At 64.1% G+C, this 13,247-nt stretch carries 12 protein-coding genes, 2 tRNA genes and 1 pseudogene; 7 read left to right on the forward strand and 8 right to left on the reverse strand.

Annotated features, from left to right (window positions below; genetic code table 11):
* Positions 1–85 precede the first annotated feature (85 nt).
* Positions 86–886, forward strand: coding sequence for a peptidoglycan editing factor PgeF (pgeF, locus tag BMW28_RS04510; RefSeq protein ID WP_091814355.1), 801 nt, complete (start codon positions 86–88; stop codon positions 884–886).
* Here pgeF and BMW28_RS04515 read toward each other — a convergent pair.
* The gene (locus tag BMW28_RS04515) at positions 842–1,123 is read right to left on the reverse strand and encodes a hypothetical protein (RefSeq protein WP_091814358.1); all 282 of its coding nucleotides are present in this window, start codon (positions 1,121–1,123) and stop codon (positions 842–844) included. The two genes, pgeF and BMW28_RS04515, sit on opposite strands and share 45 nt — an antisense overlap.
* 225 nt (positions 1,124–1,348) lie before the next feature.
* Here BMW28_RS04515 and BMW28_RS04520 point away from each other — a divergent pair, with 225 nt between their 5' ends.
* From BMW28_RS04520 to BMW28_RS04545, 6 genes are all read left to right on the forward strand, one after another.
* Positions 1,349–3,100, forward strand: coding sequence for a PHA/PHB synthase family protein (locus BMW28_RS04520; RefSeq protein ID WP_200785718.1), 1,752 nt, complete (start codon positions 1,349–1,351; stop codon positions 3,098–3,100).
* A gap of 137 nt (positions 3,101–3,237) precedes the next feature.
* Positions 3,238–3,975, forward strand: coding sequence for an acetoacetyl-CoA reductase (phbB, locus tag BMW28_RS04525; RefSeq protein WP_091814361.1), 738 nt, complete (start codon positions 3,238–3,240; stop codon positions 3,973–3,975).
* 137 nt (positions 3,976–4,112) lie between these two features.
* Positions 4,113–4,188 (forward strand) — tRNA-Asn (locus BMW28_RS04530).
* A 39-nt stretch (positions 4,189–4,227) separates the two neighbouring features.
* Positions 4,228–4,303: transfer RNA gene (locus BMW28_RS04535), tRNA-Asn, on the forward strand.
* Positions 4,304–4,402: 99 nt separating this feature from the next.
* Positions 4,403–5,248: a bifunctional hydroxymethylpyrimidine kinase/phosphomethylpyrimidine kinase gene (gene thiD, locus BMW28_RS04540; protein ID WP_091815506.1), complete on the forward strand. Its 846-nt coding sequence runs from the start codon at positions 4,403–4,405 to the stop codon at positions 5,246–5,248.
* Between the two features lie 90 nt (positions 5,249–5,338).
* Positions 5,339–5,971, forward strand: a complete 633-nt coding sequence (locus tag BMW28_RS04545; protein WP_091814364.1) for a hypothetical protein — start codon at positions 5,339–5,341, stop codon at positions 5,969–5,971.
* Between the two features lie 151 nt (positions 5,972–6,122).
* Here BMW28_RS04545 and BMW28_RS04555 read toward each other — a convergent pair.
* From BMW28_RS04555 to BMW28_RS04585, 7 genes and pseudogenes are all read right to left on the reverse strand, one after another.
* Positions 6,123–7,244, reverse strand: a pseudogene (locus BMW28_RS04555) (NAD(P)/FAD-dependent oxidoreductase); the annotation flags it as partial.
* 34 nt (positions 7,245–7,278) lie between these two features.
* Positions 7,279–7,608, reverse strand: coding sequence for a ferredoxin FdxA (fdxA, locus tag BMW28_RS04560; RefSeq protein WP_091814370.1), 330 nt, complete (start codon positions 7,606–7,608; stop codon positions 7,279–7,281).
* A gap of 207 nt (positions 7,609–7,815) precedes the next feature.
* Positions 7,816–9,126, reverse strand: a complete 1,311-nt coding sequence (locus tag BMW28_RS04565) for a sulfate adenylyltransferase subunit 1 (protein WP_091814373.1) — start codon at positions 9,124–9,126, stop codon at positions 7,816–7,818.
* A complete protein-coding gene (gene cysD, locus BMW28_RS04570; RefSeq protein ID WP_091815509.1) occupies positions 9,126–10,034 on the reverse strand; it encodes a sulfate adenylyltransferase subunit CysD in 909 nt (302 codons plus the stop codon). The genes BMW28_RS04565 and cysD overlap by 1 nt, the downstream gene beginning before the upstream one ends.
* 89 nt (positions 10,035–10,123) lie before the next feature.
* Positions 10,124–10,906 (reverse strand): phosphoadenylyl-sulfate reductase, encoded by a 783-nt coding sequence (locus BMW28_RS04575; protein ID WP_091814377.1) that lies wholly within the window; start codon positions 10,904–10,906, stop codon positions 10,124–10,126.
* The gene (locus BMW28_RS04580; RefSeq protein ID WP_091814380.1) at positions 10,903–11,370 is read right to left on the reverse strand and encodes a DUF934 domain-containing protein; all 468 of its coding nucleotides are present in this window, start codon (positions 11,368–11,370) and stop codon (positions 10,903–10,905) included. Before BMW28_RS04580 ends, BMW28_RS04575 begins: the two co-directional genes overlap by 4 nt.
* Before the next feature lie 13 nt (positions 11,371–11,383).
* Entirely contained in the window at positions 11,384–13,195 is a 1,812-nt protein-coding gene (locus BMW28_RS04585) for a nitrite/sulfite reductase (protein WP_091814383.1), read from the reverse strand.
* Positions 13,196–13,247 lie beyond the last annotated feature (52 nt).

The following is a 13,247-nucleotide window of genomic DNA, read 5'->3' on the forward strand; positions in this document are numbered from 1 at the left end:
TCGCAGGGAAACAGTGGATGAGCTAATTTACCACGCAAGCGCATCGCGCTCCGCGCTGGCAGGGCAGATCAGGTACATTGCCCGCATGAGCACATCTCCCGCCATTCCCGCAGACTGGATCCAGCCGCAATGGCCCGCGCCGCAGGGCGTGCGGGCACTGTTCACCACGCGTGCAGGAGGCGTTTCAGCGGCTCCGTTCGACAGCTTCAATCTGGGTGACCATGTGCAGGATGACCCAGAGGCAGTGACCCGGAATCGGGCCGTGCTCGCGTCGGTAGCGGGGATGCATCCGGTCTTTCTGCAGCAGGTGCATGGCTGCGACGTGCTGCCGCTGGAGAGTACTTCTGCCGACGGGCAGGTGGCCGATGCGTGTTTCAGCACCACCCGCGGAGTGGCCTGCACTGTCATGGTGGCGGACTGTCTGCCCGTGCTGTTCTCGCACCGCAGTCTGCCTCTGGTCGGGGCGGCGCATGCGGGGTGGCGTGGCCTGGCTGGCGCAGAAGGAGTGGGGGTGCTCGAGCGTCTGCTGCAGGCCATGGATGCGGCCCTGCAACGCCAGCATGCGGGTACTCCCGCCGACTGGATCGCCTGGCTCGGCCCCTGTATCGGACAGTCGGCCTTCGAGGTGGGAGACGAGGTGCGCGAGGCCTTCAGCATGCACCATGCGGGTGCGGCGCAATACTTCGGGCAGGGCGTTCGCCCGGGAAAATGGCAGGCAGATCTGGCGGAGCTGGCACGTCACCGCCTGCAGGCGATGGGCGTGGAAGTTCATGGCAATGACAGCAGTGCGGCCTGGTGCACCTTCAGCCAGCCGCAACGCTTCTACTCCTACCGCCGTGCCTCACGCACCGGGCGTATGGCTGCTGCCGTCTGGCTGTCGGTCTGACCCGCTCGCCGCCGGCGTTACGGCAGTCTCGGACGGTTCGGCACTTTCCTGCTCTTCCAGCAGGCGCTTGCGCCGCCTGGCACCATGGCCAAGGATGTAGTGCGCCAGACCCATGGGCAGCACCCCCACGAACAGGAAAACCAGGATGGCCTGCAGCACGCTGCCCTGGGGGTGGGAAGCTGTGGTGAGGGCGACCATGCCCACCACGTAAAGCCATCCCAGCAAGATCAAGTACATTCGTTTGCCTTCAAATTGTCAAAATTGTGTCTTACTATGATTGTCTTCGCGGAGCCAATCTGACGCAGCATATTCTGCCAGCGCCTGTGTACCGGTGTATGCGTCGGGGCGCGTTCCCGGCAGACTGGAGTACTCCCGGAGCAGCATATTGTCAGTTAGCTGTGGGCGTCTGCAGCTATGATATGGGCAGGATTTCCTGCAGCTACCAAACAAGGAGACGAGCCGATGAGTACGACCCCCAAGAACCCCTGGGAGGCCATTGCACAGCCCATGCAGACGATGTGGGCCAATGCCATGCAGCAGATGGGCCAGCCGATGCCGTTCGGCATGCCCGGCGCCATGCCCATGACTGACATGATGGGCACTTTTGCCAAGATGGTGCCCACGGTTCCGGGCGCACCCCAGGTCAGTTTCGACCCGACCAAGCTGCAGGAACTGCAGCAGGCCTACATGAAGGATCTGACCGAGCTGTGGATGCAGGGCATGGTGCCTCCGAGCATTGCCACCGACCGCCGCTTCGCCAGTGACGAATGGCAAAAGCAGCCGGTATCCGGCTTTGCTGCCGCCTTGCACCTGATCAATACCCGCATGCTGATGGGTCTGGCCGATGCCATGCAGGCAGATGCCAAGACCAAGGCGCGCGTCAACTTTGCGGTCGAGCAGTGGGCTGCTGCAGCAGCACCCAGCAACTTCCTGGTGTTCAACGCCGATGCCCAGCGCAAGGCGATCGAGACCAAGGGCGAGAGCATTGCCAAGGGCATGCAGAACATGCTGCATGACATGCGCCAGGGCCATGTCTCCATGACGGACGAGAGCAAGTTCGAGGTGGGCCGCAACGTCGCCACCACCGAAGGCGCCGTGGTGTTCGAGAACGAGCTGTTTCAGCTGATCGAATACAAGCCGCTGACCGAGAAGGTGCATGAGCGTCCCTTCCTGTTCATTCCGCCCTGCATCAACAAGTTCTACATCCTCGACCTGCAGCCCGACAACTCCGTTGTGCGCTACCTGATCGAGCAGGGCCACCACGCCTTCATGCTGAGCTGGCGCAACCCCGATGCCAGCATGGCGCAAGTCACTTGGGATGACTACATCGAGAAGGGTGCCATCACCGCCATCAAGACGGTGCAGGACCTGACCAAGAAACCCGACATCAACGCGCTGGGCTTCTGCGTGGGCGGCACGATCCTGAGCAACGCTCTGGCCGTGCTGGCTGCCCGTGGCGACAAGCCGGTGCACAGCGCCACCTTCCTGACCGCGCTGCTCGACTTCACCAACACCGGTGTACTCGACCTGTTCATCGACGAAGGCTTCGTGCGCATGCGCGAACTGCAGTTCGGCCAGGGCGGCCTGATGCCGGCGAGCGACCTGTCGACCACCTTCAGCTTCCTGCGCCCGAACGATCTGGTGTGGAACTACGTGGTGGGCAACTACCTCAAGGGCGAAACCCCGCCGCCGTTCGACCTGCTGTACTGGAACAGCGATTCGACCAACCTGCCGGGCCCGATGTACGCCTGGTACCTGCGCAACACCTACCTCGAAAACAAGCTGATCACCCCCGGCGCGGTCGAGGTGTGCGGCGAGAAGATCGACTTCAACAAGATCGACATTCCCGTCTACATCTACGGCTCGCGCGAAGACCATATCGTGCCGATCGAGGGTGCCTACGCCACCACGCAGGTGCTGCCGGGCGAGAAGCGTTTCGTGATGGGCGCCTCCGGCCACATCGCCGGCGTGATCAACCCGGTGAAGAAGAACAAGCGCAGCTACTGGACCAACGACGAACTGCCGGCCAGCCACGAAGAGTGGGTGGCAGGTGCTACCGAGCATGCCGGCAGCTGGTGGGCAGACTGGTCGGGCTGGCTGGAGCAGCAGGGCGGCAAGCTGGTTGCTGCGCCCAAGCGTTACGGCTCCACCAAGTACAAGGAAATCGAGCCGGCTCCGGGCCGCTACGTGAAGGCCAAGGCCAGCCTGATGTAAGCGCTTGCGGTGCGCCCTGGATGCCGATCGGCACTCAGGGTAAGCCATAGGCGTGTTTTTACCAAGTGGCGCTGGAGTCCGTCGGCGCCGCTTCTAAACTGGAATGGCAACGGATTTTTTTACCAGAGGAGACGACAATGACTCAAAAAGTAGCGTATGTAACGGGTGGCATGGGCGGCATCGGTACCGCAATCTGCCAGCGTCTGCACAAGGATGGTTTCAAGGTGATTGCTGGCTGCGGCCCGACCCGTGACTTCCAGAAGTGGCTGGACGAGCAGAAGGCAGAGGGCTACACCTTCTACGCTTCCGTGGGTAACGTGGGCGACTGGGACTCCACCGTCGAAGCTTTCGCCAAGGCCAAGGCTGAGCATGGCCCGATCGACGTGCTGGTGAACAACGCCGGTATCACGCGCGACCGCATGTTCGTCAAGATGACGCCCGAAGACTGGAAGGCCGTGATCGAGACCAACCTGAACTCCATGTTCAACGTGACCAAGCAGGTCGTGCCCGACATGGTGGAGCGTGGTTTCGGCCGCATCATCAACATCTCTTCCGTGAACGGTGCCAAGGGTCAGGCTGGCCAGACCAACTACTCTGCTGCCAAGGCCGGCATGCACGGCTTCTCCATGGCCCTGGCCCAGGAACTGGCCAACAAGGGCGTGACCGTCAACACCGTGAGCCCCGGCTACATCGGTACCGACATGGTCCGCGCCATCCGTGAAGACGTGCTGGAAAAGATCGTGGCCACCATCCCGGTCAAGCGCCTGGGTACGCCCGAAGAGATCGGCTCCATCGTCAGCTGGCTGGCTGGCCCGGATTCCGGCTTCACCACTGGCGCCGAATTCGCCTGCAACGGCGGTCTGCACATGAGCTGATTCCCTGTCGGGATTTCACTGCCATGTGAGAAAGAGTCCTGCTTCGGCAGGACTTTTTTCTTGGGTGCGGCCACTGTCACGAAAATGTCGTCACAGTGGAAAAACCCAAAAAACTGATATATAATTTCAGTCTCTGTTCCTCAATAGCTCAGTCGGTAGAGCGCCGGACTGTTAATCCGTAGGTCCCTGGTTCGAGCCCAGGTTGAGGAGCCAGAACAATTCAATGTGTTGCCTTGTGCAGCATACCGACATTCCTCAATAGCTCAGTCGGTAGAGCGCCGGACTGTTAATCCGTAGGTCCCTGGTTCGAGCCCAGGTTGAGGAGCCAGACAAAGCCCCGCAGCAGATGTTGCGGGGCTTTTTCTTTGTCCGCGCTTATGCCGTATGCTGGAGCTTTTCCGGCTCGTTCTTGATGGAGAGTTTTGCCATGCAGGCCCCCGATTTCGACTTCAGCTACATCCATGTGCTCAGCATTGCGGGTTCGGACAGCGGCGGTGGTGCCGGCATCCAGGCCGACCTGAAAACCTGTGCCGCCCTGGGTGTGTACGGCATGACGGCGATCACGGCCATTACCGCCCAGAACACGCGGGGCGTGACGGCCATCCATTCCGTGCCTCCCGAGGTGATTGCCGCCCAGATCGATGCGGTCGCCACCGATATCGGCGTGGAGGCCGTGAAGATCGGCATGCTGCATGCGCCGGAGGTGGCGGAGACAGTGGCAGCTGCGCTGGAGCGGCATGCTTTCGGGCAGGTGGTGCTGGATCCGGTCATGGTGGCAACCAGCGGTTCGGTGCTGATGGAAAACAGCACGGTGGACGTGCTGGTCAAGCGCCTGTTTCCGCTGGCCAGCATCATCACGCCGAATCTGGATGAGGCGTCCCTGCTGCTGGGCCGCAAGCTGGACACCGTCGATGCCATGCGGGAGGCTGCGCGTGAACTGCAGCAGCGGGGTGCCCGTGCCGTGTTGCTGAAGGGCGGGCATCTGCCGGGCGAGCGCGTGGCTGATGTGCTGCTGCTGGAGGATGGCGAAGAACTGGTGATGGACGGCGCGCGCATTGCCACGCCGAACACCCATGGCACAGGATGCACGCTGTCGTCGGCCATCGCCAGCTATCTGGCGCTGGGCGAGGAGCTTCCGGATGCCGTGCGCATGGCACGCGAGTTTGTGCGCAAGGCGCTGGAGGCCGGGGCGAATGTACGCACCGGAACCGTCGGCAACGGACCGCTGAATCACGGCTTTGCCCCGCGGGTGACGCGGATGGATCGGCTGTAGATCTGTTACAGGAGTTGCGGCGCTTCACGCATGCCGGCATCGGCTGTTGTTAGGCTGGACACCATTGCAACATGGGCAAGGAGGTGTCCCATGCAGAGTCATTGGAATGCTGTGGCGCTGTTCGCCGCTGTGCTGCTCGCGGCGTGTTCGGATGCGGGCCGTGAACTTCCGGCGTCTTCTGAGCAGAGTGGGAGTGCTGCCAGCACTCCGGTGGAGGGTGGCAGTAGCGCGGTGCCGGTATCGGAAGGGACTGCGGTTGATGGGGACGAGCAGGAGCGTGACAAGGGCCTGAATGAAGGCCGACCGGCTTCTGCTTCTGCTTCTGCCGCGGAGCCGGTTCAGCCGGTGGTTTCGCCGGAAGAGCAGGCCAGGCTTGAAAAGCAGCTGTGGCTGGAGTCACCTCTGTACGGCAGCGACAACCACATGGCCCGGGCCCGCCGGGTGACGATTACCCCTTTGGGCGATGACGGCTACCGCGTGCTGATCGCGAATCAGATGTCGTTTGAGTGTGATCTGGCTTTCAACAGCAGGGGGCAGCCTGCGCGCATGGCGCACTGCGCCCCCAAGCTAGCTGAAAACAGCGAATGGAAGGTGGTGCAGAAGGAGGTTCCACTGCATTGCTCCGCGCTGGCAACCGAAGTGGTGTGCAGCGGGGAGTACGACCTGGGAATGCCTGCGGGCGGCACCTTCCCCGGACGCATGACGATTGCGCGCAAGCGCTGAAGGGCATGACAGGGATGCAGCCAGAGGGCGGCTCGCTGGTGCCCGTATGATCTGGCCGCCTGCCGCCTGCCGCCTGCCGCCTGCCGCCTGCCGCCTGCCGCCTGCCGCCTGCCGCCTGCCGCCTGCCGCCTGCCGCCCCGGTATCGACCGCTCAGTCGAAATTCGGTGATTCCACGCCCAGCACCTTGTGCAGCTTGGGGCTGGTGGTGGTGTACTGCAGGAACACCTTCTTCTCGGGGAAGATGAAGTCCATGGCGCCGAAGGCGGCCAGGGCGCATTCGTGGAAGCCGGAGAGGATCAGCTTCTTCTTGCCGGGATAGGTGTTGATGTCACCCACGGCGAAGATGCCGGGGACGCTGGTGGAGAACTTCTCGGTATCGACCACCAGCTGCTTGCGTTCGATCTCCAGACCCCATTCGGCAATCGGGCCGAGCTTGGGCGAGAGGCCGAAGAACACCATGAGCACGTCCAGCGGCACGGAGCGTGTCACGGCATCGCCGCCGGTGACCTTGACGGCAGTGAGCTTGCCATCGGTCTCTTCGTAGCCGGTGATCTGGCCGACGAGGAACTGCATCTCGTGCTGGTTGCACAGCGCCTTCATCTTCTGCACGCTGGCCGGTGCGGCGCGGAAACCGTCGCGGCGGTGCACCAGGATGACGCTTTCGGCCTTGTGTGCCGTGTCGGATGTGAAATCAAGCGTCCAGTCGAGTGCGGAGTCGCCGCCGCCAACGATCACCAGGTTCTTGCCGGCAAAGTCTTCCGGGCGCTTGACGCGGTAGAACAGCTGACTCTCTTCGAATTTCTCCAGCCCCTCCACCTTGAGCTTGCGGGGCTGGAAGGCGCCCACGCCGGCGGCGATGAAGATGGTCTTGGTGAGGAACTCGGTGTTCTTGCTGGTGCAGACGTAGAAGCGGCCGTCGGGCTGCTGCTCGACTTCGGTCACTTCCTGGCCGAGGTGGAAGGTGGCGCCAAAGGGCTCGATCTGCTTCATCAGCGCATCGGTGAGCTCCTTGCCGGTGCACACGGGAATGGCGGGGATGTCGTAGATGGGCTTGTCGGGGTAGAGCTCGACCGGCTGGCCGCCGGGGTAGGCCAGGGCATCGATGATGTGCGCCTTGACTTCCAGCAGTCCGAGTTCGAACACCTGGAAGAGGCCGACCGGCCCCGCACCGATGATGACGGCATCTGCCTCGATCGCGTTGGGGAATGTGCGTTCTGTAGTCATGATGAAGTCAAAAAGGCAGCTTGCGCTGCCGTGGATGGGGTGCCGGGGCGCAGCGGCGCCGGCGCGTTGGAGGCGAAAGGAATCAGCGCACCAGCTCGTTCAGCTTGCCGGTCTTGTCTTTCCAGTCCTCGGCATCGGGCAGCGCGTCCTTGCGCTTGGTGATGCTCTTCCAGTTGGGCAGGCGGGCCAGTTCGGCGTTGAGCTTGATCATGTGCTGCTCGTTGGCCGGAACATCCTCTTCGGCGTAGATGGCGCCGACCGGGCACTCGGGAATGCAGACTGCGCAGTCGATGCATTCATCGGGGTCGATGGTCAGGAAGTTGGGGCCTTCGCGGAAGCAGTCCACAGGGCACACATCGACACAGTCGGTGTACTTGCAACGGATACAGGCTTCGGTGACGACGTGGGTCATGGTGGCTTCTCTTCTGAAACGGAAATACGACAGGAATGATGGCTAACCTGGAATTTTAGCTGCTGGGACCGGTATTGTCAGATTTAAGGGAAATGTAAACCGTCAAATCCGGTCGGGTCTTGCGTCAGGTCAAGCCCGGGAAGCGGCACTGTGTCGCCAGTGCAAACGATACGCCCAAGTGCGTCTGCCTTGGGCGATCAGGGTTATTTAGCGGACCATGGCCGCGGCAGCGGTGGCATGGGTGGCGGTGTCGACAAGGATCAGGGCGCCGAGCTGGCGGTTGTGCGCGTAAGGCTGCAGGGGCAGGGGTGCCTGGAACTCCAGTTCGACCTGACCGATGGCATTGGCGCCGAGCTGGTCGGCGGGGCCTTGTTCCAGCGTGTGGATGTCGAGCTGGTGCTCCACGCGGCGTACGCGCGCCTTGACCCAGCGGTGGCCGTGCAGCGCCCAGTATTGGCGGCCGGGCACCAAGGCTTCGTTGTCGAGCCAGGTGAGGGTGGCGGAGCACTGGCGCTGCGCTGGCAGGTCGTTCGTAGCGGCCACAATCCAGTCGCCACGGGTGATGTCCAGTTCGCGGTCGAGCACCAGGCCGACCGAGCGCTGTACGCTGGCGGTAGCGGGGCGGCGTGCGTGATCGAGCACCTGGGCCACGACGGCCTGCTGGCCACCGGGGAAGACCTGTACCGTATCCCCAGCCTGCACCGAGCCGCTGCTGACGCGGCCCCAGAGCGTGCGGCGGCCGTGATCGGTCTGGGCGCTGCCGGCGCTGGATTCGACCCACTGTACGGGCAGGGCAAAGGACTGCTGCGGTGCTGTTGCAACTGGCAGTTGCTCGAGGATGTCGAGCAGCGTGGGCCCCTGGTAGTTGCACCAGCCGGGATGGGCATCGACCACGTTCCAGCCCTTGAGGGCTGATAGCGGCAGGATGGCGGCAGGCTGGATGCCGGCTGCCTGGGTGAAGCTCTGGAGCGCTTCGGAGATGCGGACAAAGGCCAGGGCGGGATCGGCGACGGCGTCGAGCTTGTTGATGGCAAACACGCAGTGCGGCACGCGCAACAGCTGGGTGAGCAGGGTGTGGCGGCGGGTTTGGGGCAGCAGTTGCGCGGGGACATCCGCGGTGCTGGCCCACGGCAGCTTGGTGGCATCGACCAGCACCACGGCGCAATCAGCCTGGCTGGCAGCGGTGACCATGTTGCGGGTGTACTGCTCGTGGCCGGGCGCGTCGCCGATGATGAACTTGCGTCGCGTGCTGGAGAAATAGCGCCAGGCCACGTCGATGGTGATGCCCTGGGCGCGTTCGGCCTGCAGGCCGTCAGTCAGGCGCGCGAGGGCGGCGGCGTCCACCTCGCCGGTGGCCTGGTGGGTGACGTGGGCGAGCTGGTCCTGCAGCACGGACTGGCTGTCGAGCAGCAGGCGGCCGATCAGCGTGCTCTTGCCATCATCCACGCTGCCGCAGGTGATGAAGCGCAGGGCGGGAGCGAGTGCCTGGTCGGGGGAGGCGTTCAGGGCGATGTCCATCAGAAATATCCTTCGAGCTTGCGTTTTTCCATGCTGGCGTCGCTGGTCTGGTCGTCCATACGGGTGGCGCCGCGTTCGCTGGTGTCGGAACTCAGAGTTTCGCGCACGATGTCGTGGGCGGTGGCTGCGTCGCTCTCGACCGGGCAGGTGCAGGTGATGTCGCCCAGGGTGCGGAAGCGCACGTTGAGCGTCTGCACCTGTTCGCCTTCGCGCGGCGGGGTGAGCGGGGTGACGGGTACCAGCAGGCCACGGCGTTCGACGACCTCGCGCGGGTGGGCGTAGTACAGGCTGGGCAGGGCCAGTTGCTCGCGGGCGATGTATTGCCAGACGTCCAGTTCGGTCCAGTTGCTGATGGGGAACACGCGGAAGTGTTCGCCGGGTTGCAGGCGGGTGTTGAACAGCGTCCATAGCTCGGGGCGCTGCTGGCGTGGCTGCCACTGGCCGAAGCTGTCGCGGTGGCTGAACAGGCGTTCCTTGGCACGGGCCTTTTCCTCGTCGCGGCGCGCGCCGCCGATCAAGGCATCGAAGCGGAATTCCTCGATCGCTTCCAGCAGGGTGACGGATTGGTGCGCGTTGCGGCTTTCGTCCGGGCGCGACAGGCGCACGGTGCCGCGTGCCATCGAATCCTCCACGCTGCGCACGATCAGGTTGGCTTGCAGTTCGGCAGCGCGCTGGTCACGGAAGGCGGTCACTTCGGGGAAGTTGTGGCCGGTGTCGATCATCAGCAGCGGGAAGGGGATGCGGCCGCGGCCGAACGCCTTTTCTGCGCAGGCGAGCAGCACCAGAGAGTCCTTGCCACCGGAGAACAGCAGGGCGGGACGTTCGAAGCTGGCAGCAACTTCGCGCAGCAGGAAGATGGTTTCCTCTTCCAGGGCGTCCAGGTGGGATAAAGCGCCTGCTGGCGACATGTGCAGGGGATTGCGGGCATTTGCGGGCGGCAGGTGCGCGTATTGGGTGGCGCTGGCAGGCGGCGTATGCACTGCGGGAAGAGGGGTGTTCATGCTGGTTGCTCCTGAAGATGGGAGAGTGGGCTGGCTTCGGAGGTTGCGGCGGAGACGTGCAGGCCGCATTCGCGGGCGTTGTCCTGCTCCCACCACCAGCGGCCGGAGCGGAAGTCTTCGCCCAGGGTGACGGCGCGTGTGCAGGGAGCGCAACCGATGCTGGGGTAGAACTGGTCGTGCAGCGGGTTGTAGGGCACCTGGTGCGTGGCGATGTAGTGCCAGATGTCACCCCAGGTCCAGCTGGCCAGCGGGTTGAACTTGACCGGCCGTCCGGATGCCTGTTCGCCGGCATCACGCAAGGCCACTTCGGCCCGGGCGCCGGATTGCTCCCGGCGCAGGCCCGTCAACCAGGCGGATTTGCCTTGCAGGGCGCGCTCCAGCGGCTCGAGTTTGCGGATCTGGCAGCAGGCCTTGCGCAGGGCGATGCTGCGGTACATGGGCTCTTCGCCTTCTGCGGCGACGAAAGCTTGGACGGCCTCGGGATCCGGCTGGTAGACAGTGACGGCTTCCGGGCGGCGCTGCTGGGTGGCTTGCAGCAACTGCAGCGTTTCGGGGTGCAGCTTGCCTGTGTCCAGAACGAACAGGGGAATGCCCAGTTCGTTGGCTTCGATCAGGTGGCTGAGCACCACGTCCTCGGCGCCGAGACTACTGGCCTGCACGATGGTGTCGGTGCCAAACTCGGCGATGGCTGCGCGCAGCGTTGCCAGGGCTTCGTCCAGATGGGCGGCGTAATCAGCGGAAGGGCGCCCGTAGAGGGTGATGGCAGAGGGCTGGCTCATGATGCGGTTTCCTCGCTGGGTGTCCTGGCGTGGCCGATGGCAGGCGGGGTGGCGGATGCGTTGTCGATGGTGGACACGTCTGCACTGGCAGTAAAACGAGGCTCCGGCTGGAGGACATCTCCCTGGTAGTAGCCTTGCGTGAACAGCGCCAGCAGGCGTTGGCCGTGCGCGGCATCCTGATCGGCGCGCAGCACGGCCTGGTCGAAGCCGCAGCGCTGCATCTGCAGCAACTGGTCGATCAGCACGTCGCCCGTGGCGCGCAGCGTGCCGGCAAAGCCGCGCCGGCGGCGCAGCAGCAGGGCCTGGCTGTAGGCGCGGCCATCGGTGTGGGCGGGGAACTGCAGTTCGACGACGGAAATACCGGCCAGATCGGCTTGCAGCGCGTCCTGGTCGTTGCCCAGCACCAACCGGCCGGATGCTTCGGGCTGGTAATCGCCGGCGTGAATAAGGGTGAGCGTGGTCATGGTGTGCGTAGCTTCAGGCGATGGCGAGGTCGGTCGGAGTGGCTGCTCCGGGCGCGGTGGTGATGGCCGGGTGGCGTGCGGCGTTGGCAGCCTGCTTGAACGGATCGAGGCCGGTGCGGCGCAGGGTCTGGATGAAGGTTTCGCCGTCTGTCCGCTCTGCGCGATAGCAGTCGAGGATGGCTTCCACCACGTCCGGCACTTCGGCTGCGCTGAAGGACGGGCCGACCACCTTGCCCGGCATGGCAGGACCGGAGAGGGCCGAACCATCGGCACCACCAAGGGTGATCTGGTACCACTCCTTGCCATCCTTGTCGACGCCCAGAATGCCGATATGGCCGCTGTGATGGTGGCCGCAGGAGTTGATGCAGCCGCTCATGTGCAGGTCGATTTCGCCCAGATCCCACAGTTCGTCCAGATCCTGATAACGCTCGGCCAGTGCTTCGGCAATCGGGATGGAGCGGGCATTGGCGAGTGCACAGAAATCACCGCCGGGGCAGGCGATCATGTCGGTCAACAGGCCGATGTTGGGGCGGGCCAGACCAAGCGCCCTGGCGTGCTCGTAGAGCGCAGGCAGGTCGCTGGCGTGCACCCAGGGCAGCACCATGTTCTGCTCGTGTGTCAGGCGCGCTTCGCCCGCGCTGAAACGTTCTGCCAGATCGGCCACTGCGTCCAGCACCACGGCATCGGCATCGCCCGGTGCCAGGCCCGGGCGCTTGAACGACAGCGCCACCACGCGCAACTGGGGCAGGCGGTGGGCGCGCACATTGCGCTCCAGCCAGCGCTGGTAGGCGGTGCTGTCGGTGTCCACGCTGTGCGGCAGATTGGCGGGCTGCAGCTCGGGCTGCACGAAGCTGGCGGCCACGCGTTCCAGTTCGGCATCGGTGATGGTATGACGGCCACCGTCCTCGCTCAGGATCTGCGCGTACTCGGCCTCCACGGCATCGGTGAAACGCTGCCCTTCGGATTTCACCAGCACCTTGATGCGCGCCTTCCACACGTTATCGCGGCGGCCGTACTGGTTGTAGACGCGCAGCACGGCTTCCAGATAGTTCAACATCTGCTGCCACGGCAGGAAGCTGCGGATCACCGGACTCACGATGGGCGTGCGGCCCATGCCACCGCCCACGCTCACCACAAAGCCCAATTCGCCCGCGTCATTGCGCGTGAGCTTCAGGCCCACGTCATACCAGTGCGTTGCGGCGCGGTCTTCCACGCCGCCAGTCAGTGAAATCTTGAACTTGCGCGGCAGGTAGGCAAACTCGGGATGCAGCGTACTCCACTGGCGCAGGATTTCGGCAAAGGGGCGCGGATCGGCGATTTCGTCCGGCGCAATGCCGGCCAGCGCGTCGGCGTTGAGGTTGCGGATGCAGTTGCCGCTGGTCTGGATGCCGTGCATCTGCACGCTGGCGAGCAGGTCCATCACGTCCGCGCTTTTTTCCAGCGGGATCCAGTTGAACTGCACATTGGTGCGCGTGGTGAGGTGGCCGTAACCGTAGCGCAGCGGCGGGGCAGCCAGCGTGCCGGGTTGTGCCGCCTGAAGGGCATCCTGCAGGCCCTGGGCGTGGCGCAGCAAATTGGGGGCTGGCTGGTCGTATTCGCGGGCAATGCGGGCCAGCACGCGCAGCTGGCGGCTGGCAATCTCGCCATAGGGCACGGCGATGCGCAACATGGGCGCATGGCGCTGGATATACCAGCCGTTCTGCAGCCGCAGCGGCTTGAATTCGGTGTCGGAAAGCTGCCCGGCCAGATGCCGCTGCAGCTGGTCGCGGTACTGGGCCGCGCGCTGTTCGATGAACTGCTGATCGAAAGAGGTGTACTGGTACATGAATCCGTCCGCCTGCTTCCGGCAAGCGCACACCATGCGCGCATTACCGGTC

Origin of the sequence: Allobrachymonas denitrificans DSM 15123, assembly GCF_900110225.1 — a bacterium.
In the GTDB taxonomy this organism is placed as follows: domain Bacteria; phylum Pseudomonadota; class Gammaproteobacteria; order Burkholderiales; family Burkholderiaceae_C; genus Brachymonas; species Brachymonas denitrificans.